The sequence below is a fragment of the Nitrosomonas sp. genome (assembly GCA_031316255.1).
Lineage (GTDB): Bacteria > Pseudomonadota > Gammaproteobacteria > Burkholderiales > Nitrosomonadaceae > Nitrosomonas.
In genome coordinates, this window is the sequence record JALDQW010000001.1 from 1131374 (window position 1) to 1157554 (window position 26181).

Annotated in this window: 21 protein-coding genes; 7 read left to right on the forward strand and 14 right to left on the reverse strand. The window is 44.6% G+C overall.

Features of this window, described 5'->3' with window-relative positions:
- Positions 1-7 precede the first annotated feature (7 nt).
- The 8 genes from MRK00_05150 to aroA form a co-directional block, all read right to left on the reverse strand.
- Positions 8-1186, reverse strand: coding sequence for a phosphoglycerate kinase (locus MRK00_05150; GenBank protein ID MDR4516760.1), 1179 nt, complete (start codon positions 1184-1186; stop codon positions 8-10).
- A 167-nt stretch (positions 1187-1353) separates the two neighbouring features.
- Positions 1354-2355 (reverse strand): type I glyceraldehyde-3-phosphate dehydrogenase, encoded by a 1002-nt coding sequence (gene gap, locus MRK00_05155; protein ID MDR4516761.1) that lies wholly within the window; start codon positions 2353-2355, stop codon positions 1354-1356.
- Positions 2356-2423: 68 nt separating this feature from the next.
- Entirely contained in the window at positions 2424-4439 is a 2016-nt protein-coding gene (gene tkt / locus MRK00_05160; GenBank protein ID MDR4516762.1) for a transketolase, read from the reverse strand.
- A 406-nt stretch (positions 4440-4845) separates the two neighbouring features.
- On the reverse strand, positions 4846-5052 hold the full coding sequence (locus MRK00_05165) for a LapA family protein (protein MDR4516763.1): 207 nt from the start codon (positions 5050-5052) through the stop codon (positions 4846-4848).
- A 148-nt stretch (positions 5053-5200) separates the two neighbouring features.
- A complete protein-coding gene (locus MRK00_05170) occupies positions 5201-5485 on the reverse strand; it encodes an integration host factor subunit beta (protein MDR4516764.1) in 285 nt (94 codons plus the stop codon).
- 9 nt (positions 5486-5494) lie between these two features.
- Complete coding sequence (gene rpsA, locus MRK00_05175; protein ID MDR4516765.1) at positions 5495-7204, reverse strand: 30S ribosomal protein S1; 1710 nt, start codon at positions 7202-7204, stop codon at positions 5495-5497.
- A 106-nt stretch (positions 7205-7310) separates the two neighbouring features.
- A complete protein-coding gene (gene cmk, locus MRK00_05180) occupies positions 7311-7991 on the reverse strand; it encodes a (d)CMP kinase (protein ID MDR4516766.1) in 681 nt (226 codons plus the stop codon).
- Between the two features lie 16 nt (positions 7992-8007).
- Entirely contained in the window at positions 8008-9315 is a 1308-nt protein-coding gene (aroA, locus tag MRK00_05185) for a 3-phosphoshikimate 1-carboxyvinyltransferase (protein ID MDR4516767.1), read from the reverse strand.
- A 357-nt stretch (positions 9316-9672) separates the two neighbouring features.
- Here aroA and MRK00_05190 point away from each other — a divergent pair, with 357 nt between their 5' ends.
- The gene (locus MRK00_05190; protein MDR4516768.1) at positions 9673-9918 is read left to right on the forward strand and encodes a hypothetical protein; all 246 of its coding nucleotides are present in this window, start codon (positions 9673-9675) and stop codon (positions 9916-9918) included.
- 120 nt (positions 9919-10038) lie between these two features.
- Here MRK00_05190 and MRK00_05195 read toward each other — a convergent pair whose 3' ends face one another.
- The 4 genes from MRK00_05195 to MRK00_05210 all read right to left on the reverse strand — a co-directional run bounded on the left by MRK00_05195 (position 10039) and on the right by MRK00_05210 (position 15549).
- Positions 10039-12543: a DNA topoisomerase III gene (locus MRK00_05195; protein ID MDR4516769.1), complete on the reverse strand. Its 2505-nt coding sequence runs from the start codon at positions 12541-12543 to the stop codon at positions 10039-10041.
- 171 nt (positions 12544-12714) lie between these two features.
- On the reverse strand, positions 12715-13173 hold the full coding sequence (locus MRK00_05200; GenBank protein ID MDR4516770.1) for a DUF494 domain-containing protein: 459 nt from the start codon (positions 13171-13173) through the stop codon (positions 12715-12717).
- Positions 13174-13300: 127 nt separating this feature from the next.
- A complete protein-coding gene (dprA, locus tag MRK00_05205; GenBank protein MDR4516771.1) occupies positions 13301-14398 on the reverse strand; it encodes a DNA-processing protein DprA in 1098 nt (365 codons plus the stop codon).
- 113 nt (positions 14399-14511) lie between these two features.
- The gene (locus MRK00_05210; GenBank protein MDR4516772.1) at positions 14512-15549 is read right to left on the reverse strand and encodes a LysM peptidoglycan-binding domain-containing protein; all 1038 of its coding nucleotides are present in this window, start codon (positions 15547-15549) and stop codon (positions 14512-14514) included.
- 104 nt (positions 15550-15653) lie between these two features.
- On the opposite strand from MRK00_05210, the gene def reads away from it, so the two are divergent.
- The 6 genes from def (at position 15654) to MRK00_05240 (ending at position 22491) form a co-directional block, all read left to right on the forward strand.
- On the forward strand, positions 15654-16157 hold the full coding sequence (gene def / locus MRK00_05215; protein ID MDR4516773.1) for a peptide deformylase: 504 nt from the start codon (positions 15654-15656) through the stop codon (positions 16155-16157).
- 70 nt (positions 16158-16227) lie between these two features.
- Complete coding sequence (gene fmt / locus MRK00_05220) at positions 16228-17184, forward strand: methionyl-tRNA formyltransferase (GenBank protein ID MDR4516774.1); 957 nt, start codon at positions 16228-16230, stop codon at positions 17182-17184.
- Entirely contained in the window at positions 17177-18454 is a 1278-nt protein-coding gene (rsmB, locus tag MRK00_05225; GenBank protein ID MDR4516775.1) for a 16S rRNA (cytosine(967)-C(5))-methyltransferase RsmB, read from the forward strand. The genes fmt and rsmB overlap by 8 nt, the downstream gene beginning before the upstream one ends.
- Before the next feature lie 6 nt (positions 18455-18460).
- Positions 18461-19066: a DUF4390 domain-containing protein gene (locus MRK00_05230; GenBank protein ID MDR4516776.1), complete on the forward strand. Its 606-nt coding sequence runs from the start codon at positions 18461-18463 to the stop codon at positions 19064-19066.
- A complete protein-coding gene (locus MRK00_05235; GenBank protein MDR4516777.1) occupies positions 19063-21216 on the forward strand; it encodes an ATP-binding protein in 2154 nt (717 codons plus the stop codon). The genes MRK00_05230 and MRK00_05235 overlap by 4 nt, the downstream gene beginning before the upstream one ends.
- Before the next feature lie 15 nt (positions 21217-21231).
- The gene (locus tag MRK00_05240) at positions 21232-22491 is read left to right on the forward strand and encodes a sigma-54 dependent transcriptional regulator (GenBank protein ID MDR4516778.1); all 1260 of its coding nucleotides are present in this window, start codon (positions 21232-21234) and stop codon (positions 22489-22491) included.
- 95 nt (positions 22492-22586) lie between these two features.
- Here MRK00_05240 and MRK00_05245 read toward each other — a convergent pair whose 3' ends face one another.
- Positions 22587-24644, reverse strand: a complete 2058-nt coding sequence (locus MRK00_05245; protein MDR4516779.1) for a sodium-translocating pyrophosphatase — start codon at positions 24642-24644, stop codon at positions 22587-22589.
- A 151-nt stretch (positions 24645-24795) separates the two neighbouring features.
- Complete coding sequence (locus MRK00_05250) at positions 24796-26055, reverse strand: 6-phosphofructokinase (GenBank protein MDR4516780.1); 1260 nt, start codon at positions 26053-26055, stop codon at positions 24796-24798.
- Between the last annotated feature and the right edge of the window lie 126 nt (positions 26056-26181).

A 26181-nucleotide genomic window follows, 5' to 3' on the forward strand; every position in this document is an offset into this window, starting at 1 on the left:
AAGAAAATTATTTTGCACGCGCTTCAAGGATTTCAACCGCAGGCAGCTTTTTACCTTCCAGGAACTCGAGGAACGCACCGCCTGCCGTCGATATATACGATACCTTGTCGTATATATCATATTTCTGAATGGCTGCAATCGTATCGCCGCCACCGGCTAACGTGAATGCACTCGTTTCAGCAATTGCGCGCGCAATTTTTTCAGTACCCGCGCCAAATTGATCAAACTCAAACACACCTACTGGACCATTCCAAACCACTGTACCCGCTTTCATAATAATATCTGCAAGCTCCTGCGCGCTTTTAGGGCCGATATCAAAAATCATATCATCGTCTGCAACTGCATCAGCATCCTTTAATACAGCAGCTTCATTGGCATCAAATTTCTTACCCACTACTACATCGACAGCAATAGGAATGGATGCATTACGCTGATTCATTTTTTCAATGAGCGATTTTGCCGTTGGAACAAGATCGTCCTCACATAACGATTTACCGATATTTTTGCCAGTTGCTTTCAAGAAGGTATTGGCTATACCCCCCCCCACAACCAGTTGATCGACTTTTTCAGAAAGCGATTCCAGTACAGTCAGTTTTGTCGATACTTTTGACCCGCCAACAATCGCCACCATGGGTCTTGCAGGATCGTGCAATGCTTTTGTTAATGCCTCGAGCTCCTCAGTCAATAGTATGCCGGCACAGGCAACAGGGGCATATTGCGCTATTCCATAGGTTGACGCTTGTGCACGATGCGCCGTCCCAAAAGCATCCATAACAAAAATATCGCACAAACGCGCATATTTACGGGATGTTTCCTCCAAATTTTTCTTTTCGCCCTTATTGATGCGGCAGTTTTCCAAAACAACCAATTCCCCATCAGCCACATCAAAACCGCCATCCACCCAATCCTTGATCAATCGAACCGGACTGTTTAACCGGGCCGCAATATTATCTGCAACAGGCTTCAGCGAATTCTCTTCCGACCATTCCCCTTCTTCGGGGCGGCCCAAATGCGAGGTAACCATCACTTTTGCACCCGCGTTCAGGCAATGATTGATTGTAGCCATAGAGGCTGTAATACGCGCATCCGACGTTACCTTGCCATCCTTTACAGGCACATTCAGGTCGGAACGAATAAAAACACGCTTCCCCTTGAGATCAAGGTCAACAAGTTTGATAACAGACACGGTGAACTCCAGATTTGTCTTAAAATGAATAAAGGATAGCATGGGCTACCCTTTATATTAATTGATAAAAACTGATTCAAGTAGTTGCTGCCGATGACACTCTATAGTGTCCACTTCTCACATCAAGCCTATTTCTTTTAACTACTCAAATACAAAAAAACCATATTTTATTTTCCTGCAACGGTACGTACCATTTCCAGAACTTTGGTTGAATAACCCCATTCGTTATCGTACCAGGCAACGACTTTCACAAAACTGCCATCAAGCGCCATGCCGGCCTCTGCGTCAAATATTGACGTACAGCTTTCTCCGCGAAAATCCGTAGACACCACTTTCTGATCGGTATAACCAAGAACACCTTTCATTTCGCCTTCTGACGCGTCTTTCATCGCTTTACAAATCTCTTCATAAGAGACATCTTTGTTTAATTCAACGGTTAAATCGACTACAGAAACATCAGATGTAGGCACCCGAAACGCCATACCGGTTAATTTTTTATTCAATTCCGGAATAACAACGCCCACTGCTTTAGCCGCACCGGTTGTTGAAGGAATGATATTTTCCAATATACCGCGTCCACCGCGCCAATCTTTATTCGAAGGACCGTCAACTGTTTTTTGCGTTGCGGTAGCGGCATGCACAGTGGTCATCAGGCCGCGCTTAATACCGAACTTGTCGTTAAGTACTTTTGCAATGGGCGCTAAACAATTGGTGGTACAAGACGCATTGGATATGATTGCCTCGCCATTATAGGTTTTATCATTGACACCATAAACAAACATCCGCGTGTCATCCTTGGAAGGCGCCGACATAATTACTTTCTTGGCACCTGCTGTTAGGTGCTTTTCACAGGTTTCCTTGGTCAGGAAAAGACCGGTCGATTCGACAACCACATCCGCACCAACTTCATTCCATTTCAATTCGGCAGGATCTTTAACAGCTGTCAAACGAATACGTTTGCCATTTACGACTAATGTATTGTCTTCAATTGAAACATCTCCCTGGAAACGGCCATGTACCGAATCATGCTTCAACATATACGCAAGATAATCCGGTTCCAGCAAATCATTAATTGCGACCACCTCAATATCAGGAAAATTTTGAACCGCTGAGCGAAAAACCATACGCCCTATACGTCCAAACCCATTAATGCCTACCTTAATTGTCATACCAAAACTCCTTCAATAAAAATTCTGTAGTAGCAAGCGCCATCTGCGCCTTGCAGTTTCAAATACGGTTAAAGCACACTCTTGACAGTTTTAACCACGTTGGCAACTGTAAACCCGAAGTGCTCAAATAAAACATTTGCTGGCGCAGATTCACCGAATGTATCTATGCCGACAACAGCGCCCTCCAATCCAACATATTTGCGCCAATAGTCGCTCACACCTGCTTCAATCGCAACGCGTACAACACCCCTTGGCAAAACACTTTCCTTGTATGCGCGATCCTGGCGGTCAAATACACCGGTGCAAGGCATGGAGACCACTCTCGCTTGAATGCCTTCTTTGACTAATTCTGCTTGCGCCTGAATGGCCAGATCAACTTCGGATCCTGTTGCAATCAGTACTACTTGCGGCTTCCCATTTTCTGCTTCGGATAAGAGATAACCGCCTTTATCTATCAGCTTGATTGTAGCTGCATCACGTTTTTGGAATGGCAGGTTCTGGCGACTGAAAATCAGGGTCGACGGACCATCTGTTCGCTCAATAGAACGCGCCCAAGCTACGGTCGACTCAACCGTATCACACGGCCGCCAGACATCCATATTGGGAATCAAGCGTAATGTTGACGTTTGTTCAACCGGTTGATGTGTTGGTCCATCTTCTCCCAGACCGATGGAATCATGTGTAAACACAAACAGATTGCGAATTTTCATCAACGCAGCCATGCGTAATGCATTACGCGCATACTCCGAAAACATCAGAAAGGTAGCGCCATATGGAATCAGGCCGCCGTGCAAAGACATACCGTTCATCATGGCACTCATACCGAATTCCCGAACGCCGTAATACACATAATTACCACCTGTTTCGCGACTCACACCTTTGGAACCCGACCATAGTGTCAAATTCGAACCGGCCAGATCCGCAGACCCTCCAATCAACTCTGGTAAAATGGGCGCCAATCCTTCAATGGCGTTTTGAGAAGCTTTACGGCTTGCTATTGTTTCTGCTTTGCCATTGACTTCGCTAATGACTGCTTCGACATGACTTGCCCAACTAGCAGGCAAGTCACCCGCCATCCGTCGTTTAAACTCAGCCGCTTCCGATGGATACTTGTTTGCATATTCAGCAAATTTTTCATTCCATTCACCTTCCAGTTGTTTACCTTTATCACGGGCATCCCAAGCACTGTAGACTTCATCTGGAATCTCAAATGGCGCATAATGCCAGCCGATATGTGGCCGTGTCGCAGCAATTTCGGCATCGCCCAAGGCCGCACCATGCACAGCATGTGTATTTGCCAAATTTGGAGAACCTAAACCGATAACTGTTTTGCAGCATATCATGCTGGGCTTGTCATTAACTCGCTTAGCCTCTTCAATAGCAGCTTCAATGGCAACAGGATCGTGTCCGTTCACATTGGGCACAACATGCCAGCCATATGACTCAAACCGCTTGGGCGTATCATCGGTAAACCAGCCTTCGACATGCCCATCGATTGAGATACCGTTATCATCATAAAAACAAATCAACTTTCCTAAACCCAAAGTACCCGCAAGAGAACATGCTTCGTGGGAAATGCCTTCCATAAGACAACCATCACCCAGAAAAACATAGGTATGATGATTAACAATATCGAATCCCGGACGATTAAATTCTGCAGCCAACACTTTTTCAGCAACAGCCATACCTACTGCGTTGGTAATACCTTGACCCAATGGCCCTGTTGTTGTTTCAACTCCAGGTGTATAACCATATTCAGGATGTCCTGGCGTTTTAGAGTGAAATTGACGGAATTTTTTGATCTCTTCCATTGGCAAATCGTAGCCCGTCAAATGTAATAGCGCATAGATCAGCATTGATCCGTGACCATTTGATAACACAAAGCGATCCCGATCAGACCAGTTGGGATTGTCAGGATTATGCCGGAGATGATGTATCCATAATACCTCAGCGATTTCAGCCATGCCCATTGGCATGCCTGGATGACCGGAATTGGCCTTTTGCACGGCATCCATGGCCAGCGCCCTTACCGCACTGGTCAGATTCTTAAATACCGGCTCATTAAAATCTTTGAATGTATCCATTGATACTTACTCCCTTATTCCTTTTATTTATAATTATTAATAGTATATTCAATCCAAACGCTCGGTTTTCTTTCTTGAACAACCTTATGCAGGCATTATCGCTTAAGATGACGCACGAGACAATATCAAAAAGTTTCACTGAGTGAATAAAGCAATGCATCATTTTTCTGAAAACCAGTACCCTGTTCGTTTTTTTTCTAGGATTGTTTCCAGGTATTTATTTTAAATAAAAATAGCATGCCATTTTTTGCCCCCTATACCGAACTTAAAATAGCAGCCGGAGGATTTTTCACGCAAAAACCTAATTTACACAAAATGCTATATTTCAAATGGGCAATGAAATTCCATCACAGCATTGGAGATTTTTTATCCATCTAAATATCTAAATTGGGACTCAGCAGAAATCTTATTTTTTTTCGGACGATTTTCGTGGTGAAGTAAGAACTGTCAACAAAACCCCTAATCCGAAGAATATCAGCAAGACAACACTTAAAGGCAGCTCCAATGACAGATCATGATAGTAATATAAGGATATCTTATCTGAATTAATCACAGAAAAACAAACCAAAACAACAAACAGGATTAAACGCAGCAGCCATGTTATTAGTTGCATAATAGACCAAACTCGCACATTTCAAGAAAGTTACAATTTAATAGAAATTAATTACTACGTATGCCATGTTTCAGCAAACGGGCAACAAATAAAAAACAACTATTTACGATTAATCACCCGTTTCGCTAGCATTAAAACAAAGAGTACATCAACTCTTATAGTCTACTCGCTCTCTCATTTCTTTACCCGCCTTAAAATGTGGAACGTATTTCGCTGGAACATGCACCTTGTCACCTGATTTGGGATTCCGGCCAATTCGCGGCGGCCTATAATTCAAATCGAAGCTACCAAATCCACGAATTTCAATTCGTTGACCATCAGCCAAACTCTTTGCCATTGCATCAATGATCATTTTGACGGAAAGCTCGGCATCCTTTGCTACAAGCTGCGGGAAACGTGCCGCAAGCCGGGAAATCAGTTCAGATTTCGTCATGAATATTCCTTATTGCTCTGTATTTTTACTATCCATTTTAGCTTTAAGCAGCGCGCCTAGACTTGTAGTTCCTGCATTTGCCGGCGCCTTAATTTTCTGCATTGCACTGGTTTCATCTGATTTATCTTTCGCCTTGATTGACAGATTAATCGCACGATTCTTGCGATCCACATTGACGATCATGGTTTCGACTTTCTCACCCTCTTTCAAGTGAGCACGGATATCTTCGACTCGGTCACGAGATATTTCAGATGCACGCAGATAACCGTCAATTTCATTAGTCAATGAAATCACCGCACCCTTTGCGTCTATGGATTTCACTGTTCCTTCAACTATGCTGTTTTTGTCATGCTCGGCAACAAAACTGTTAAAGGGATCGTCTTCCAGTTGCTTGATACCTAATGAAATACGTTCGCGCTCGACATCAATGGAAAGAATAACCGCCTCAACTTCGTCACCTTTTTTATAATTGCAAACCGCTTCTTCACCGGGTTGATTCCACGACAAATCCGACAAATGCACCAAACCATCAATATTACCTGGCAATCCGATGAAAACACCAAAATCAGTAATCGATTTAATCTGGCCTTTAACTTTATCGCCTTTTTCACGATTCATAGCAAATTCTTCCCATGGGTTAACCTGACATTGTTTCATGCCCAGGGAAATACGACGACGCTCCTCATCAATCTCAAGTATCATCACTTCAACTTCATCACCCAACTGAACAACTTTGGATGGATAAACGTTTTTATTGGTCCAATCCATTTCGGAAACATGCACAAGTCCTTCGATACCCTGTTCAATTTCTATAAAAGCACCGTAATCGGTCAGGTTTGTCACTTTACCAAACAAACGCGTGCGCGGCGGATAACGGCGTGACAATCCTACCCATGGATCTTCGGTCAATTGCTTCATACCGAGCGAAACACGATTTTTTTCCTGATCAAACTTGAGCACTTTTGCGGTCACTTCATCACCGATATTAACAACTTCGGACGGATGCTTAACACGCCGCCAGGCCAGATCTGTTATATGCAACAAACCGTCAATACCGCCCAAATCAACAAATGCGCCATAATCGGTTATATTCTTAACAATGCCATGCACAACTGAGCCTTCCTCAAGACTTGCCAACAGTGATTCACGATCCGCGCCCTGGGTTTCTTCAAGTACAGCACGACGCGAAACGACCACATTGTTCCGTTTGCGATCAAGTTTAATAACCTTGAATTCCATTTCCTTATTTTCATACGGCGTCGTGTCTTTTACAGGCCGTATATCAACCAGTGAGCCGGGTAAAAAAGCACGAATACCATTGATCATGGCCGTCAAACCACCTTTTACTTTACCATTGACCATACCCGTAACAATTTTGCCGCTTTCCATCGCTTCTTCGAGTTCATGCCATGCAGTCAAACGTTTTGCTTTGTCACGGGATAACCGCGTTTCTCCATATCCATCTTCTAACGTTTCTATGGCAACACTGACAAAATCTCCAGGTTTTACTTCAATTTCACCTTTATCGTTCTTAAATTCCTCAACGGGAATGAAGCTTTCCGATTTCAAACCTGCATTAACGATAACAATATTGTAGTCAACACGCACGACTTCAGCGGTGATAACTTCTCCAGCGCGCATTTCCTGGCGCGCAAGGCTCTCTTCAAACAGCTGGGCAAAACTTTCTGGGGAATTAGTTACGGTGGAAGCAGTAGTCATTATAAAAAATACCTGAAATTTTTCTTCTTTTACAAGAAGAATGGGTTGGTTAAAAAATTGTTTGAAAACAAGCCTTTTTCTACTTCATGAAACAGGCCTCAGATTTTCAAACCCGCTTGCTTGAACAGCATTCTCGATACCATTCAAGCACGTAATTTTGCGCTTGCAAAATAGAAAGCGAGGTTGTATCGAGCAACCTCGCATCTGAATTTTGCTGCAAAGGTGCAACGCTACGATTGCTATCCCTTTCATCACGTTTTTGGACATCCCTTTGCAATTCGTCAATATTAGCATTTATTCCTTTCTCTATCAACTGCTTATACCGTCTTTGCGCACGTATCTCAACACTTGCAGTAAGAAAAACCTTCAATAACGCATCTGGAAATATCACTGCCCCCATATCCCGGCCATCTGTCACCAATCCGGGCAGCTGTCGAAAAGCGCGCTGGCGCATAAGCAATGATGCTCTAACTCTTGGATATGAAGCAAGTTTTGAAGCCATAATGCCGCATTCCTCAGTACGTATCTTGTCGGTAACCAAAATGTTTTCGAGGAAAACCTGTTCGTTATCAAAATAAACTTCCAGTTCTGCGGCAATCTTTGCCAGTTTGTTTTCGTCAGTAATATCGATCCCCGCTTGCAACGCCTTTAATGCAACCAAACGATACAATGCACCGCTATCCAGATAATGAAATCCAAGTTTTTTTGCCACTAACTGTGCAATCGTACCTTTCCCAGATGCCGAAGGACCATCGATTGTAATAACTGGAATACTGTTTTTTTCCATAAATCCAATTTATCCCTTAGGACTGGATAATCCGTTTAAATTGATCAAAATAATCAGGAAATGTTTTGGACACACATTCCGGTTCATTGATACGCACCGGCGCCCCAAATGCTGCCAGGGAAAAACACATCGCCATACGATGATCATCGTACGTATCAATTGCGACACCCGATGTCAGGCCATTTTCAGGTGGCGTGATCCGCAAATAATCCGCGCCTTCTTCAATATGTGCACCTAACTTTCGAAGCTCGATAGACATTGCAGCAAGCCTGTCCGTTTCTTTCAAACGCCAACTCGCTATATTTCTAAGAACGGTAACGCCGTTTGCAAACAATGCGGTCACGGCAAGCGTCATTGCCGCGTCCGGTATATGATTACAGTCCAAGTCGATCGCTTTCAGTGACTGGCAAAATGTTTCAAAGTGCGGGCAAGCAGACTCGATCCAGTTCTCGCCCATTTTGATATGCCCCCCCATTTTTTCCAGCGCATCAGCAAAGCGCACATCACCTTGTATACTTTCTCTACCTACACCTTGTACCCGCACTGGACCGCCGCCAATAACTCCAGCGGCAAGAAAATACGATGCCGAAGAAGCATCACCCTCGACCATAATGTCGCCGGGACTTCGATAGGATTGATGCGCTGGCAACGTAAATTTTTGCCACGACTCATGCTCAACAATTACCCCGAACTTTCTCATTTGCGCAATCGTCAATGCGATATAGGGTTGTGAAATTAATGTACCCGAAACTTCGATAACCGATTTTTTCCCGGTAATCGGAAGCGCCATTAACAACCCGGTTAAGAATTGACTTGATACATCGCCTTTGACGACAAGATGTATATTTTCATGATGAATTGAAGCTGGATTTATTTCCAGCGGCGGATAGCCCTGCTGCCCCAGATAATTGATATGCGAGCCAATTTGGCGTAACGCGTCTATCAAATCGCCTATAGGCCGCTCGTGCATTCGTGCAACGCCAGACATCCGATAGCGCCCCCCCATGAGTGACAGCACTGCAACCAGCGGACGAAAAGCGGTACCCGCATTTCCTAGAAACAGATCTGCTTCTTTTACTTTAAACTGACCTGCAGCACCGTTAACCTGATAGCTGTTTTCACCTGTCGGAGTAATACCAACACCGAGTGTCGCCAGCGCTTTCAGCATATAGCCCGTGTCATCCGAAGCAAGCAAATCATGGACATGCGTAGCACCTTCTGCCAAAGCGGCGAGCAGCAATATACGATTGGAAATACTTTTAGATCCAGGTAACTGAATTGTACCCTGCGTTTTTTTGACTGCTGGCAAGTCAAGCCATTTCATGGTATTTCATAAGTTTGGAAATTGGACAATAGCCATACGATATGCACGAAAAGCGAATTTCGTGTTAAAGATCAGCAGGTAGAAGTAGAGGAAATAATTTCCGCTGATTTATTTTTCTTTAACCGACAGCTGCTAAGTTCCTCTGAGTTGCGTAATAAAAAATTTATAAATCTGTTCTGTTTAAGGTAATCTATTATATATTGATCTATTTTTCTATTTAAGAAAACGTTATTATTTTAGCATCGGTCTGCTAATCATGATTGCGCGAAATAAGTACCCATAAAACAAAAAATTGCAGACAAAGCAGACCATAGCACCGTAACATCATTATATTTAAAGAGGATTATCATGTTTTACATGGAAGATGAAGAAATTGCTTTAATGTTTGCTCTACTGATTATTCCAGTCATCATCTGGTTACAGATTTGGGTAAAAAAACGTCGGGAAAGTCGCAAAAATGAGCTCGGTGACGAAGAATTTGAAACTACAGGACGCGCATTTCTGTCCATTTTAGTTGAAGGCACAGCTGTTATTGGCGGACTGATCATGATCATTGTTTCATCAGGGGTCGTGATTAAATATATCATCAACTTTTATGCCTAGCATTTATAGGATTAGAGCCCGATAGCCGGATGAAAGCAATTATTCAATATCGGGTTCATTCAGGATAGATAAAAACCATTAGAAATCCTGAGAGCGTCCTCTCATGTTACATTTGTTTTTTTATTCGTTGACTTCTTGGTAGTCTGTTTTTTTTGTTTGGGATTCATCCGCCGATTCCTTTTTGGATTTTCTCTGTTCGAACTCAAATCCAATTTTGCCATCCTCATTTCTTACCAGATACGCCGAGAAGGGTCTGCCTTTTTTAGAAATGAATTTTGTAAGCAAATCTGTTCTTCCTGTTTCAAGTAACTTAGAAACCTGTTCCGGTTCAATCGGTCTTTCCAGAATGATTTTTCCCATTTTAAAACTACATGTACGCGAAGCACCCACTGATTTTTCACAGGTATAACTCATACCATGCTCATATACAGCGTGCTGACACACAGGACACTTACCCAAAGGTGTCTGATTTGAGAAATCAACGGGAGCTTGGTCTTCTTCATCATTACCAAAATCAAATTTCAGCTCAAAATCGTCTGAGAGTTTGATATTGGCGTTAAATAACCGCCCCATTTTACTGCGAAAACCTTGCAGCGGACCGACTTCTCTTTGCGTAATCAGTGTCTCCATTTCCTCAATTTCAAACTGACGCCCGGCAAGTATTTTCCATACCGCAAAATCACATTGCTGACACTTAAATTTTTTGTACGTTTCATGCACAACACCACCGCATTTAGGACAAGGTGACTTCAGCGTAGCAAAGTCGCCCTCTATCGTTTCGCCACGATGACTTTTTGCCTGCTCAACAATATGCTGCGTCATTTCTGCAATTTTTTCCATAAACGCGCTGCGTTTCAGTTCGCCTTTTTCAATTTGACGCAACTGAAACTCCCAATTACCCGTCAATTCCGGCGAAATCAATTCCGGAATCTTCAATCCGCGCAACAATGTAATCAATGAAAAGGCCTTTGCAGTAGGCTGCAGTTCGCGCCCCATTCTTAACAGATAATTTTCCGAAACCAGGCCCTCTATAATGGCTGCACGCGTAGCAGGCGTTCCCAACCCTTTTGCGCTCATCGCAGCGCGCAATTCCTCATCTTCCACCAGCTTACCGGCACCTTCCATAGCTGACAACAGAGTTGCTTCATTGAATCGAGCAGGGGGACGCGTTTGATTGGCAATGATTTTAACCGCCGTGGTTGCCACAGGTTTGCCAGATTCTACCGCAATCAGTGAAGCGCCATCTTCAGCACTGTGATGTGACGCTTTGCCATACACTATCTGCCATCCGGGATTAACCATTACCTTCCCTTCCGTTTTAAAAGGCTCATTCTCTACTCGGGTTATCCGTGTCGTGATCAAAAATTCTGCCGCAGGATAAAAAATGGCTATAAAACGCTTGGTTACCAAGTCATAAAGTTTGAATTCAGCCTCATTTAATTTCTTGGGGTTGAGCAAGGTTGGAATGATAGCAAAATGATCAGAAATCTTGGCATTATTAAAAATGCGTTTATTGGGCTTGACCCAATCAGACACCAATGCCTTTTTGGCAAACTCACCATATGCAGTACCTTCAAGATTATGCAAGGTGCTCTTCACCGTATCGATATAGTCTTCCGGCAAGGCGCGTGAATCAGTACGCGGGTAGGTCAATACCTTATGTCTTTCATATAAAGCCTGCGCCAATCCTAGCGTTACTTTAGCCGAAAAACCAAATCGACTGTTGGCATCACGCTGCAAACTGGTCAAATCATATAGAAGTGGACAAGTTTCTTTGGAAGGCTTGCTTTCTTCAGTAACAACACCGGATTTTCCCGTACATTTAAGCCGTATGGTTTCGGCTTTCTCTTTATCCCAAATTCGGTCGGACTTAAGCTCGGCGTTTATTTTGTCTTTTTTAAACGACTCATCGAACCACTTACCACAATAGCTGCCATTCCCGGTGGAAAATTCGCCCTGCACTTCCCAATAATCTTTGGGCTTAAATTTCTTTATTTTTTCTTCGCGCTCGACAAGAATCGCCAACGTCGGCGTCTGCACCCGCCCAACAGTTGTTTTATGAAAACCGCCTTCCTGGGAATTAAACGCAGTCATGGCTCGCGTACCGTTAATCCCAACCAACCAGTCCGATTCCGATCGACTTACAGCGGCCTCTGCCAGCGATTGAACTTCCGAATTATCCAGGAGCTTCTTAAATCCCTCTCGAATCGCATCAGGCGTCATGGATTGCAACCAAAGGCGCTTGATCGCCTTATTAACACCCGCATGCCGGATAATATAGTTAAAAATTAATTCGCCCTCACGTCCCGCATCACATGCATTGACAATGGTGTCAACATCCTTGCGCTTGATCAATTTGGTTAACAACTTCAGACGTGTTGCTGTTTTCTCGATTGGATGTAAATCAAATCGCGGTGGAATGACCGGAAGGTTTGCAAAACTCCACTTTCCACGCTTAACTTCATACTCTTCTGGCACAGCAAGTTCGAGCAAATGACCAATTGCCGATGAAACAATATACGCATCATTTTCAAAATAATCCGTATGTTTTGTGAAATTACCCAATGCGCGGGTAATATCCGATGCAACCGAAGGTTTCTCGGCAATTATCAATGACTTGCTCATGACTTTTCTCCAAATAAGCGAGAATCGGTCATATTTCTAATCATTATGACGACAATTTCTGATTTGAAAAATTTCGCGGGTAGAATCGACTCATTTCCCGATGTAATTTTTAGCACATTCATTCTGGAAAAATAATTTCAAATGAAATGACAACAGACATACAGGCAAATACTAATGCCTATAGTGCGAATCACTTACAATTAATAATTTCTCCAGAACCGCATCATCGGAAAGTTGGTTCTGTATCCAGAGTTCTGTTAGCACGATTAGTTTGATTTTATCCAAGCTGGAAGACACCTCATCCATCGCAATCACGCGGTCAATCAATAATTCTCTTTGCAAAGGGTTAATAATCTTTGCTTGCTCAAGGAAGTGAATAAAACCGCGTCCTTCCGTATCAATTTTCTCCATCTCAAACGCGCTAAAGCATCTAAACGAGCCATTATCTGCAAATGCAGCTGGATAGTTGCCAGTATCTTGACGCGCCAACTCAGATAACCAATCCAACGCCTGATGTATTTCTTCATCATCAAAACCAGCCAATGCCAGTTTTCGGGTAAGCGTTTCTGAGTCAGGATAACTCCCTGAGTCAAAATAATTTTCAAATAAATAATAAAGTATGTCAAACATCATAAAGCTCTAAAATATATCAATATACTTACAGCATAAGCTGATTAATCACTGGGCTTCAGACTAAATCAAATCAGCCATGTACACTGTAACAAAAAGACTCAGCATTTTATTCTTTTTTACTGTTTTATTTCGTAATTCTCTGATAGCAACCACCCGGCAGACTGGCAACATAACCATCAAGTTCAAGCGTTAATAGCATGGCTGATACAGACTCAACCGTCAAGCCACTACGCATACATAACGTATCCACATCGACAACATCATAACCCAAATACTTGAGCAGCAAAGTATTTTCATTTGACAGCTCAAAACCACCCGGCTCAATCATGCTTTGTTTATTTTGAGTGACAGGATAATTCAATTCATCAAGAATATCCTGAGTACTTTCAACCAGTTTCGCACCTTCCTTGATGAGTGCATGACACCCTTTTGATAATGGAGAATGAATAGAACCCGGTATAGCCAGAACCTCGCGTCCTTGTTCCAACGCTTGTCTGGCTGTAATTAAAGAACCGCTGCGCAATGCAGCTTCAACGACCAAACAACCCCGACTCATGCCACTGATAATTCTGTTTCTTCTAGGAAAATTTCTACCAATGGCCGGTGTGCCCAATGGCAACTCTGAGATCAGCGCGCCGTCTTGCGCCAATTTATGCGCTAATGAATGATTTTTTGCCGGATATACGATATCCAACCCGGTGCCCACAACAGCAATACTTGATGCGTTTCCTTGCAATCCGCCACGATGTGCGGCAGTGTCTATGCCAAGCGCCATGCCGCTGATGATGCAAATCCCGGCATTACTGATTGATCCTGCAAACGCTTCCGCATTGGACAACCCTTGCGGCGTTGCATTGCGACTACCCACCACCGCGAGCGCCGGATTATTCAGAAGCTCACGCCTGCCCTTGAAATAAAGCAAAGGGGGCGGATCCGCAATATTAAGCAACTGGGACGGATAGTCATTATCCGCAAAAGTAATAACCGAATTGGCAGAATCTTTAAGCCAGTCCAGTGTACAAGCTACTCTTTTTGAATCAGCGCCATTTTTAATAAATTTGGCAACCGATCTTTTGACAACGCGCTCAAGTGCGGCTTCAGGCGCCGCTAAAACTGCTGTTGGCGTCCCAAATGCAACCAATAATCGCCGGATGGATTCATCACCTACACCTTTGATAAGACAGAGTTTCAACCATGACTCGATATCGGTTTCATGTTTCATGTTTTTGTTTTGAGAACGCTCTACTCCGCCAGAATATCTAAGATTGGAGTATTCCCGCAACAAACATTTGCTGTCAAGCCAAACCGAGGCCCATTTTCATCGACTACTTCAGCTCATGGATTCTTCACTGCATCCAGAATTTTGATTGTAGCGGTACTGTTAACAACAAGCGCATAGGACACATGATCAAACACCCTAAATACAAAAACCAGGCCAGTACGTTCTTCAGGCAACTCAATCATTTTTCCATCGGGCATGCGAGTTTGGCTTCTACGATAAACCGCAAGAACATGGCCCATTTCCAAACCATTCTGCATACCTCTATTCAACGTAATAATAGAACCTTTGCCAATTTCTGTAACGCCGCCATAAACAGAAATTATCCGTCCGGTAATAAACACCTCTGGAGCATGCGGTGCATAATTGTTGAAGACAATTCCGGGTGCGGGTACAAGGCGATCGCCTTTTAAAATCTCTTGCGTGGAATGTGTAATCACTGCTGTGCTAATCTCATCAAAAACTTTAACACTGGCATTGCCCAAATACTCAGCCTCATAACCGATTACCTGATTATTCTGATCAGGATCCCTCAATGGTTTGCCAGTTCGAAAAATTTGCCAGGCTTTGCCCAAATCATACGGCATGTTGCCGATGTAGACTGTGTTTCCCGCACTCAAAACAACTCGATTGTCGCTCGTTCCCAGTAAATAGGGCGCCTGCACAAGACCGTCTTGTTCCACAACCATCGGCTGGCTGAGAAATGGCTCTATAACAGATGCGGGAATACTTGGAATAGCTCTTGATTTTACCTGCTCAATACGTATTTGCGGCGATAATTTGACGGTCCTCTGATCACCTTCGCCTTTTATAAGCCGCAGGCGGTTACCTTTCAGTGTTTTTTCCAGAGCAATAATATCGCCCGGAAAAATACTATGCGGATTTTTCAATTGATCGCGATTTAGTCCCCAAATTTCAGGCCAGCGCCATGGTTCTCTCAGAAATCGTGCCGCAATCCCCCACAACGTGTCGCCTTGTACAACTTCATATCGATCAGGAATATCACTTTTTAATAGACCATGATCAACAGCTTTGACAGACAAAGCGGAAAAAAGGCTTAAACACAGGATTATCGATATAATTAGCTTACGCATGAAATGACCTCGGCGACAGAAAATAGTTTTAGTGAGCGCAGAATTACTCACCAATGATACGGTCTATATCGTCTGTTCGATTTGATAAAATAGATAATTTTTTTATGGCTATTCTAAAAATTTTACAATACCCTGATGAAAGGCTTCATATCAAAGCAGCGCCGGTTGCTCATGTGAATGACAAAACGCGCACGCTGATTCAGGACATGGCTGAAACAATGTATGCGGCACCAGGCATTGGCCTGGCCGCCACACAAATTGATGTACATGAACGCATTATTATTATTGATATCTCTGAAACACACGATCAACTGTATGTTCTTATTAATCCAGAAATCATTTCACGCGACGGATCATTTGATTACGAAGAAGGCTGTTTATCCGTTCCCGGAATATTTGGCAAAATAAAACGCGCTGAATCAATAACGGTTAAAGCACTGGATACTGATGGCAAACCCTTTACACTTGACGCAAAGGGATTGTTGGCTGTGTGCATTCAACATGAGATGGATCACCTTGAAGGCAAGGTTTTTGTAGAATACTGGTCCAAATTTAAACAATCCCGGGTTTTGGCAAAATTAAAGAAGCAACAACGCGGAGCAATGTAGTGTCCTGTATTATTCTTTCTGACTTTTTCCAACATTGCGTGCCATTTAAGACTGAAAAACAATCAGCATCATGAAAATAATTTTTGCGGGAACACCGGTTTTTGCAGCAACAGCACTGGATGCGCTGATCGCTGCGGGTCATGAAATTGCACTGGTACTCACTCAACCGGACCGACCAGCGGGCAGAGGAATGAAAAAGGTCGCCAGTGCGGTCAAACAACTGGCTGAAAAACATAAACTGCCTTTAATACAACCACAATCTCTGAAAGACCCGGAAATGCATCAGCAATTGCGTGCTGTCAGTGCTGATGTCATGGTCGTAGCTGCTTATGGTTTGATATTACCCGATGTCGTGTTACCAATACCCCGTCATGGATGCTTAAACATTCATGCATCCCTGCTACCCCGTTGGCGCGGCGCGGCGCCGATCCAAAGAGCGATTCTCGCCGGTGACAAAGAAACGGGTATCACCATTATGCAAATGAATGCGGGGCTTGATACGGGCGGCATGTTATTTAAAGAAAGCATGGCTATTTCACATGATGAAACAACACATACGTTGCATGACAAATTATGCAAACTTGGAGCAGATGCCATTATCAACGCTTTGAAGTTACTCGAGCGCGACAAACTCACTCCGACACAGCAGGATGAATCCCAGGCCTGCTATGCTGCCAAAATCAAAAAAAACGAAGCACAAATAGACTGGCAGCAGCCCGCAGAAGAAATTGAACGTAAAATTCGCGCCTTTAATCCGTCACCAGGCGCTTATACGCGCTTTCAAGGCGTTAACATCAAAATTTGGCAGGCAAAAATGATACCAGGGGATTCCTGCCAAACGGGAAAAATTATTGCAATCGCGCATGACGGGATTTTTGTTGCTTGCGGTCAAGGCCAACTCCGACTTGAGATCATCCAAAGACCTGGCGGAAAACGATTGCATGCAAATGAATTCCTGACCGGATTTAATCTGCATGCCGGGGATTATTTTGACACCCCTGATGATTTAGCTGTAATACATGATTAATACACAGCTAATCGCTGTTTCTGTTATAAGCAAGGTTTTAGCCGGATCCAGCCTGACAGACACACTCCACCAATGCTGGCATAAACATCCAACGCTTTCAAGTCAGCAAAAAGGCGCCATTCAAGACTTCAGTTATGGTGTGCTACGGTTTTACGGGCAGCTCTCCGGAATTTTGACCATTTTGCTGAGCAAACCGCTACAAGACAAAAAAATATACTACCTGTTACTGATAAGTCTGTATCAATTGCTTTATAGCAAATTGCCGGTATACACAGTCGTCAACCAGGCCGTTTCCGCTTCGAGAACACTGGCCGGCAACAAAAAAATGCAGGGACTGGTGAATGCAGTGCTGCGTAATTTTTTACGGCAAAAAGAAACGCTGTTGATAAAAGCGGCAGAAAATGAAGTTGGTTTTTACTCTCATCCGCAATGGTGGATAAACAAGCTGCGTGCGCAGTATCCGCAAAACTTTCAAACTATCCTGAATGCAAATAATAAACACCCTCCCATGGTTTTGCGCGTCAATCAACGTAAAATCAGTGTAACAGCCTATCAACAGCTGCTCACGGATAACAATATGGATTCACAATTGGTATGGTCGCATGCTTTACTTCTAAAAAAACCCGTTGGGGTTGAAAAATTACCGGGATTTCATGAAGGGCTGGTATCAGTACAAGATGCGGGTGCTCAGCTTGCAGCACCTTTACTTGATGTACGTCCCGGCATGCGCGTGCTGGATGCGTGCGCCGCACCGGGTGGCAAAAGTACTCACTTATTGGAAATTGCAGACATACTATTAACTATACTGGACAATGATAAAACCAGGCTCATCCAGGTTGAGCAAAATCTTGAGCGTCTGCAAATGCATGCGCACCGTATCGTTTGCGCAGACGCAGCCAATCCCAGTTCATGGTGGGATGGAAAATTATTCGATCGCATTCTGGCTGACGTGCCCTGCTCCGCTTCAGGCGTGGTATGCCGGCACCCTGATATCAAGTGGTTACGGCGCGAAAGCGACCTGCAGAAATTCGCCATTCAGCAACAAACAATTCTCAATGCCGTATGGCAAATGTTGGCAAGAAATGGTAAGTTGCTTTATGTTACCTGCTCAGTGTTTATAGAAGAGAATAAATTGCAGATAGATCAATTTCTAAAACAACATTCCGATGCACGAATTGAGCCACATTCGCAATCAATTTTACTCGATGGACAACTGCTACCGGACAGTCAACACGATGGTTTTTTTTATACGCTTTTGCACAAACTTTAAACTGTCATGAAACGGCCCAGATTATTAAAATTGGCTTTCATTATTATGTTTTCGGCAGCATGTTCATGTATTACAAACACGTTTGCCAACGGCAGCATTCAGGTTAAATCGTTTAAACTGACCGCAGTGGACAATGGCTACACCGTCAGTATCGACTCCGAAATTGAATTGAACCCGACACTGGTACAGGCTTTGGAAAAAGGCGTTGTACTGTACTTTGTAAATAAATTCACTCTCGTTGAGCCACGCTGGTACTGGCTAGACAAAGAAATCGCCCGGATTAAAACACGAACCGGTTTAAGATACCATGCTCTCACACGGCAATATCGCCTCACTGACAGAACGTCTTCAAGTAACTATTCCTCACTCAAAGATGCGCTAATGGCCTTGCAGCGCCTACGGGATCACCCCTTAACAATAAAACATGAACTAAAACCCAATGTTCACTACAATGCAATATTGAGATTATGGCTTGATTTGACACGTATGCCCAAACCCTTTCAAGTTGAGGCACTCGGCTCAAGTGCATGGAATTTGAGCTCCGACAGACTAGAGTGGCGTATGACACTGCCCTCATCAGAACAACCGTTTCAACTTTTTGACGATCAATGAAATATGTTCTGATCATCGGCGCAGGATTGGGAGCAATCATGCTGTTTTTGTTGGCAACAGCCGGCGCCAACACCGACTTCTTTGAACGCCGCTACCAGTTACTACTGATAATTAATATCGTCTTCGTATTACTATTTATAGTCGTTGTCGGATATCTGTTATGGCGGTTTAGACGGCGACTTAAATCCGGCGTATTTGGCTCAAGATTAGCGTTACGGTTATTAGTCATTTTCTCATTAATGGCCATTTTACCCGGCGTGCTCGTCTATACGGTTTCAGTGCAATTTCTCGAAAAAAGTATTGAATCCTGGTTTGATGTCAAAGTAGACCGGGCTCTCGAAAGTGGTTTAAACCTGGGTCAAACAATGCTGGAAAATTCATTGGAAGAATTGCAAAAAAAAGCGAAAGTAGCCGCACTGACATTATCAGAGCCATCAATCTCTCCCGTAACTTCATTGAATGAATTACTATTGCAGTCACAGATAGAAGAAGCCACTTTATTTAATCGTGATGGTAAGGTTATTGCTTTCTCAAGTGAAAACAGTCTGGCATTATTTCCTGAAGTACCCACGGGTATTGTAATGCGCCATATCAGAACACAAAAAGCGTATAGCGCCATTGAACCGGTCGACGACAAAGGATTGTATCTGCGTGTACTGGCGCCGGTAAATGTGTTAAGTTTGGATGACGACATTCGTATTCTCCAGTTATTGCAACCGGTACCTGAACATTTGGCACAGAATGCAGAAAAAGTGCAAGAAGGTTATTGGGATTACCAAGAGCTCTCGCTCTCGCGCCAAGGCCTGACCCGCCTCTATAGCGTGACTCTGACCCTGGCCTTATTGCTATCTCTTTTTTCAGCATTGGCTACCGCCTCTCTATTGAGTGAAAACTTAAGTTCACCGCTGGGTATGCTGGCTGAAGGCACAAAAGCCGTCGCACAAGGGGATTATAGCCGCCGCCACTTGGTACAAAGCCGTGATGAACTGGGCATTCTGACCGAATCCTTTAATTTGATGACGCAACAACTGGAAGAAGCCCGTGCAATCGCGCAGCATAATCAGCAAGAGGTTGAAAGTGCGCGCGCGCATCTGGAAAGTATTCTGGCAAATCTTTCATCAGGCGTACTCGTATTTGATGAACAACTGACACTGATCAAGGCCAACAGAAGTGCCGAACAGATTTTACAGACACCGCTAATCAGTCTGGATGGTTCTGTTATTGACGGCTGTATTGAAAATGAATTTCAGGTTGAATCCATAGTGGCGGAAATTCGCGCAGGCTTTAATTCGGGTGAAACAGGCATGTGGGAACGGCAAATGACGCGCTCGGATGACGGAAACAATCAAGTATTGTTATTACGCGGCACGCGATTGCCTGAAATTTCTGGCGGCGGCGGTGTTGTTGTTTTTGATGACATTACAAACCTGCTGCAAGTACAGCGTGCTGTAGCCTGGAGCGAAATAGCCCGACGACTTGCCCATGAAATAAAAAACCCACTCACACCCATACAACTCTCTGCCGAACGGATAGAACATAAACTGGCCAGCAAACTCGATGAGCAGGATGCCAAAACCCTACATCGCCTGACTGAAACAATCGTCAATCAGGTAGAAGCATTAAAACGTATGGTTAACGAGTTTAACCAGTACGCCCGTGCACCCACGCTAGAAATGCGTAAACTGGATATCAATAAACTGGTGATGGAGATCCTGTCACTCTATGAAACTGCAAATATCGCAAATGAAAAAAGAGGACAGATAACAATAAAGCGGGTGCTGGCCAAGAATTTGCCGCCAATTTATGGAGACTCCGCACAATTGCGTCAAGTCATGCATAACTTATTGCTTAATGCCCAGGATGCTTTGAACGAAATCGAAAAACCTGTAATAGAAATCAAAACGGAAGCAATGCAAGGCAGTATTCAATTATCCGTGTGTGATAATGGCTGCGGTTTCTCCGATGAAGTCAGGGCACGGGTTTTTGAACCTTATGTTACCACCAAGGCTAAAGGAACCGGATTGGGTCTGCCTATTGTAAAAAAAATTGTAGAGGAGCACGAAGGAACCATCCGTATCGAAAATCGGAAACCACATGGCGCCCAGGTAACAATCACTTTACCGGCACCAGAAAACTTAGCTCAAGACTAAGGATAAAATTTAATGATGACAAATAATACAATATTAGTAGTTGATGATGAAATCGGGATACGCGAATTATTATCCGAAATTTTGCGCGACGAAGGCTATCGCGTTGCGTTAGCTGAAAACGCCGAACAAGCGCGCATCTGGCGCAATCAGACACGACCCGATCTGGTATTACTGGACATCTGGATGCCTGATACAGATGGCATCACACTGCTGAAGGACTGGGCCAGTAGCGGCATGCTGACCATGCCTGTAATCATGATGTCCGGACATGGCACCATTGATACAGCCGTAGAGGCAACGCGTATTGGCGCATTCGGTTATCTGGAGAAACCCATACCACTGCAAAAGCTGTTGAGCACTGTCGGCAAGGCAATGCGTGGCGGCCAAAGCAAGCAACAGACCGCGCTATCGCTGGCCAGCCTGGGAAAAGGCGCACTGATCATTGATCTCAAAAAGAAACTGGAGAAAGTTGCTAATCTGAAAACCCCATTACTCTTAATGGGCGAACCCGGTGTCGGCATGGAAATCTGCGCGCGCTTTATGCACCGCCCCAATACACCCTGGGTAGAACCGGAAACGTTGACGCTATTAGCAGAGAAACCCCTGGATCTCCTGGAACAGGCCAAGGATGGACTTTTATTCCTGAAAGATATTGGCGAAATCAATAAACTGGCACAAAAAGGCTTGTTGTTACTGCTCAGCAAACTGGAAAAATATAATGTGCGCCTTGTCTGCGCAACTTCCCAGCCTCTGGCGGAATTGGCCGCTCAAGGCAACTACCATACCAAGTTATATGAAGTGCTCAGCGTGCTCAGTATCGGTGTTCCGTCACTGCGAACGCACCGCGAAGACATCCCCGATATGGCCAATCAGATTTTGTCCGGCTTTGCCGAATCAGGAGAAGTTTCGCCAGTCTTGCAATTTAGTACAGCCGCGTTAAATTGTCTGCGCAATTATGACTGGCCCGGCAACCTGACGCAATTGACCGGCGTTGTTCACTCGTTAGCACTCACCTGTACTGGCGACGAAATTACTGCGGACATGGTTCAACAAGCCATGGTTTTCCCTGAATCAACCTCAACGTCATCCGCACCCGACATTCCCTTTGACCTGTCATTGCGAGAAGCGCGCGACTTATTTGAAAAAACATATTTTGAACGATTGATTGAAGAAGAAAACGGAAATATGACACGCGTCGCCGAGCGTGCTGGATTGGAGCGCACTCATTTATACAGAAAGATCAAATTACTGGGCATTAAACTGAGAGGCAATTAACGAACTATTGAAACACTAACCGTAACGGCACGGCAAAGCGTCTCAAAAAAAAGCACACCGTATTGGTGTGCTTTTTTTATACTATGCAAAGATTATTACAGCAACGGAATAATCATCAATGCCACGATGTTGATAATTTTGATCAGTGGATTAATTGCCGGACCAGCAGTATCCTTGTATGGATCGCCCACTGTATCACCCGTAACAGAAGCTTTGTGCGCTTCACTGTTTTTACCGCCGAAATTGCCATCTTCGATGTACTTTTTCGCGTTATCCCATGCACCGCCACCGGCTGTCATGGAAATCGCAACAAACAAACCTGTCACAATAGAGCCCATTAGTACGCCACCCAATGCTTGCGGCCCGAGCAGCACGCCAACCAACAATGGAACCAGAACGGGCAAGAGTGATGGAATCATCATTTCTTTAATCGCCGCTTTGGTCAGCATATCAACCGCGCGGGAATAATCAGGCCTTGCGGTACCTTCCATAATCCCTGGAATTTCATTGAATTGGCGACGGACTTCAATCACCACAGAACTGGCAGCGCGTCCGACTGCTTCCATAGACATGGCGCCAAACAGATAGGGAATCAAACCACCGATAAACAAGCCAATGATAACCATGTGATTGGACAAATCAAACGTCAACATATGACCCGCTTTTTCCAGCCCATGCGTATAGTCTGCAAACAACACCAGTGCCGCAAGGCCTGCAGAACCGATTGCATAACCTTTGGTAACTGCCTTCGTTGTATTTCCAACCGCATCAAGCGGATCGGTAACTGCGCGAACAGATTCCGGCATTTCGGCCATTTCTGCAATACCGCCCGCGTTATCGGTAATCGGGCCATACGCATCCAGTGCGACGATAATACCCGTCATCGACAGCATAGCTGTCGCTGCAATGGCAATACCATAAAGACCTGCCAGTGAATAAGCCATCAAAATACTCAAGCAGACCGCCAACACTGGCGCTGCAGTTGCGCGCATGGAAACACCCAATCCGGCAATAATGTTTGTTGCATGACCGGTTGTAGACGCTTCAGCAATATGCTGCACTGGCGGATAGTCGGTTGATGTGTAATATTCCGTGATCACAACCATCGCACCGGTCAGCAGCAAACCAATCGCAGCAGCCAGGTATATGCGCATAACCAGCGCACCACCGGCGACTTCAACGCCTGATACTTCCAGTGTCATATCGGCCATAAACCAAACGGTTACCGGCAGATAGGCCAACAATGCAATACCGCCGGCGACAATTAATCCACGATAAAGCGCTTTCATAATCGTGCCACCTTCCTGCATTTTGACGTAGTAGCACCCGATAATCGATGCAACGATTGAAGCAGCACCCAGCATGAGCGGAAAAACCACAGCGCTCATTTCGTTGGTCAGAAAGAGTAATGAACCCAACAGCATGGTCGCAATAATCGTTACTGCATAGGTTTCAAACAAATCCGCCGCCATACCCGCACAATCACCGACGTTATCGCCAACGTTATCGGCAATCACAGCAGGATTACGTGGATCATCTTCAGGAATTCCGGCCTCAACCTTACCCACCAGATCGGCACCGACGTCGGCGCCTTTGGTGAAAATACCACCACCCAGACGGGCAAAGATAGAAATCAGCGAGCCGCCAAAAGCAAACCCGATCAAAGGTTTGATCACTTCACTGACTGGCGTGTCCGGATCAGCACCGTTAAATAACCATGCACAATACCCTGCAACGCCCAGAAGACCCAAGCCAACGACCAGCATGCCTGTCACTGCACCACCACGGAATGCGATAGCGAGTGCCTCGTTCAATCCGGTACGCGCTGCCTCTGCAGTCCGCACATTAGAATGAACGGAGACATTCATTCCCAGATATCCTGCAGCACCGGATAAAATAGCACCCAATGCAAAACCAATTGCAGTATCCCATGTCAATGCCAGGCCAATGGCCAGGAATAGAATTAAACCGACTATGCCAATCGTTGTATATTGGCGATTGAGATATGCCGAAGCACCTTCCTGTACTGCAGAAGCAATTTCCTGCATGCGAGCATTACCGGTAGACTGGGCATAAATACCCCTGATCCATATGCCGCTGTATATCAGGGCCAGAATCCCGCTACCAATTGCGATAATTAAACCGTTAGACATAAAGAACTCCACTTAAAGTCAGACCATCTAAAATTAATACGTAGAATATCGGTCTAATAATTCCACATAATTAAACACTTGTCCAAAATCTTGGCACAAAAGGCGCATATTTTATATGCACTTGTTGTTTAAATGCATCTTTTTATACACCCTAGATTTCGAATCCAGCTAGTTTCTTTTCTATTGCAACATTTTTTAACCGCACGTAATCAGGCAAACCATCTTTATACGGTGGATAGTCTTCGCCTTCTATGAGCGGCAATAAATATTCGCGGCAAGCTTCGCTGATACCGAACCCATCCTCACTGATGTATTCTGTTGGCATCATTTTCTCGACATTCGCGACATTCGAAAGCTGCGCCATACCCACCTGCCAGCGATAAGGCGAGCTGGACAAACGCTCAATTGTCGGCATGACCGAGTTGTGGCCTGCAAGCGCATATTCAACAGCGGCCTTACCCATCGCATAAGCTTGCTCCACATCGGTTTTGGAAGCCACATGACGCGCGGCGCGCTGCAAGTAATCCGCCACACCCCAGTGATATTTCAAGCCCAGTCCTTCTTTGACAATATTTGCGACAACTGGGGCCACACCACCTAACTGGGCATGACCAAACGCGTCACGCAACCCCTGATCGGCTAAAAATTTACCGTCTGGCCCTTGAACGCCTTCAGAAACCACGACTGAACAATAGCCATATTCCTTGACGTAACTATCCACTTTGGCAAGAAACTTTTCCTTATCGAAGGTAATTTCCGGGAACAGAATCACAATCGGGATTTCACAATCCTTGCTGGACGCCAAACCACCGGCAGCAGCAATCCACCCTGCGTGGCGTCCCATTACTTCAAGCACAAAAACCTTGGTGGATGTCTTAGACATACTGGCCACATCAAAACTTGCCTCGCGCGTCGATACGGCGATATATTTTGCAACCGAGCCAAATCCGGGACAACAATCGGTAATCGGCAAATCATTATCGACTGTTTTCGGCACATGGATTGCCTGAATCGGATAGCCCAGCGTATCGGAAATTTGCGACACCTTGAGGCAGGTGTCAGCAGAATCTCCACCGCCATTATAAAAAAAGTATCCGATATTGTGTGCCTTGAAAACCTCGATCAGACGCTCATATTCGCGGCGGTTTTGCTCTATGCTTTTCAATTTGTAGCGACATGAACCAAATCCGCCCGATGGCGTATGGCGCAATGCGGCAATTGCTTCGGCTGAATCGGCATTGGTGTCGATCAAGTCCTCGGTCAGCGCACCAATAATTCCGTTACGGCCTGCGTAAACATTGCCAATTTTATCGGGATGTTGGCGCGCTGTTTCTATCACACCGGCTGCCGATGCATTAATAACTGCAGTCACACCCCCTGATTGGGCATAAAATGCATTTTTTATTGACATTTTTTATTTCTCCTGATTGATCAAATCTTAAGCAAAACCTTACTATCAAAAGGCACAGTTGATACAGTTCAAAATTTCAACACTACAAAAATCAGCGCAACAAAACCACCCAACATGAGTGTTGCC

Bases quoted from the DNA above. Each gene is read 5' to 3' on its own strand.
- MRK00_05240 (MDR4516778.1), top strand. From the start codon at position 21,232: ATGACAAATAATACAATATTAGTAGTTGATGATGAAATCGGGATACGC.
- MRK00_05245 (MDR4516779.1), bottom strand. From the start codon at position 24,644: ATGTCTAACGGTTTAATTATCGCAATTGGTAGCGGGATTCTGGCCCTG.
- MRK00_05230 (MDR4516776.1), top strand. From the start codon at position 18,461: ATGAAACGGCCCAGATTATTAAAATTGGCTTTCATTATTATGTTTTCG.
- cmk (MDR4516766.1), bottom strand. From the start codon at position 7,991: ATGGAAAAAAACAGTATTCCAGTTATTACAATCGATGGTCCTTCGGCA.
- MRK00_05190 (MDR4516768.1), top strand. From the start codon at position 9,673: ATGGAAGATGAAGAAATTGCTTTAATGTTTGCTCTACTGATTATTCCA.
- tkt (MDR4516762.1), bottom strand. From the start codon at position 4,439: ATGGATACATTCAAAGATTTTAATGAGCCGGTATTTAAGAATCTGACC.
- gap (MDR4516761.1), bottom strand. From the start codon at position 2,355: ATGACAATTAAGGTAGGCATTAATGGGTTTGGACGTATAGGGCGTATG.
- fmt (MDR4516774.1), top strand. From the start codon at position 16,228: ATGAAAATAATTTTTGCGGGAACACCGGTTTTTGCAGCAACAGCACTG.
- MRK00_05165 (MDR4516763.1), bottom strand. From the start codon at position 5,052: ATGCAACTAATAACATGGCTGCTGCGTTTAATCCTGTTTGTTGTTTTG.
- rpsA (MDR4516765.1), bottom strand. From the start codon at position 7,204: ATGACTACTGCTTCCACCGTAACTAATTCCCCAGAAAGTTTTGCCCAG.
- MRK00_05195 (MDR4516769.1), bottom strand. From the start codon at position 12,543: ATGAGCAAGTCATTGATAATTGCCGAGAAACCTTCGGTTGCATCGGAT.
- def (MDR4516773.1), top strand. From the start codon at position 15,654: ATGGCTATTCTAAAAATTTTACAATACCCTGATGAAAGGCTTCATATC.
- MRK00_05170 (MDR4516764.1), bottom strand. From the start codon at position 5,485: ATGACGAAATCTGAACTGATTTCCCGGCTTGCGGCACGTTTCCCGCAG.
- aroA (MDR4516767.1), bottom strand. From the start codon at position 9,315: ATGAAATGGCTTGACTTGCCAGCAGTCAAAAAAACGCAGGGTACAATT.
- MRK00_05250 (MDR4516780.1), bottom strand. From the start codon at position 26,055: ATGTCAATAAAAAATGCATTTTATGCCCAATCAGGGGGTGTGACTGCA.
- dprA (MDR4516771.1), bottom strand. From the start codon at position 14,398: ATGAAACATGAAACCGATATCGAGTCATGGTTGAAACTCTGTCTTATC.
- MRK00_05210 (MDR4516772.1), bottom strand. From the start codon at position 15,549: ATGCGTAAGCTAATTATATCGATAATCCTGTGTTTAAGCCTTTTTTCC.
- rsmB (MDR4516775.1), top strand. From the start codon at position 17,177: ATGATTAATACACAGCTAATCGCTGTTTCTGTTATAAGCAAGGTTTTA.
- MRK00_05235 (MDR4516777.1), top strand. From the start codon at position 19,063: ATGAAATATGTTCTGATCATCGGCGCAGGATTGGGAGCAATCATGCTG.
- MRK00_05200 (MDR4516770.1), bottom strand. From the start codon at position 13,173: ATGTTTGACATACTTTATTATTTATTTGAAAATTATTTTGACTCAGGG.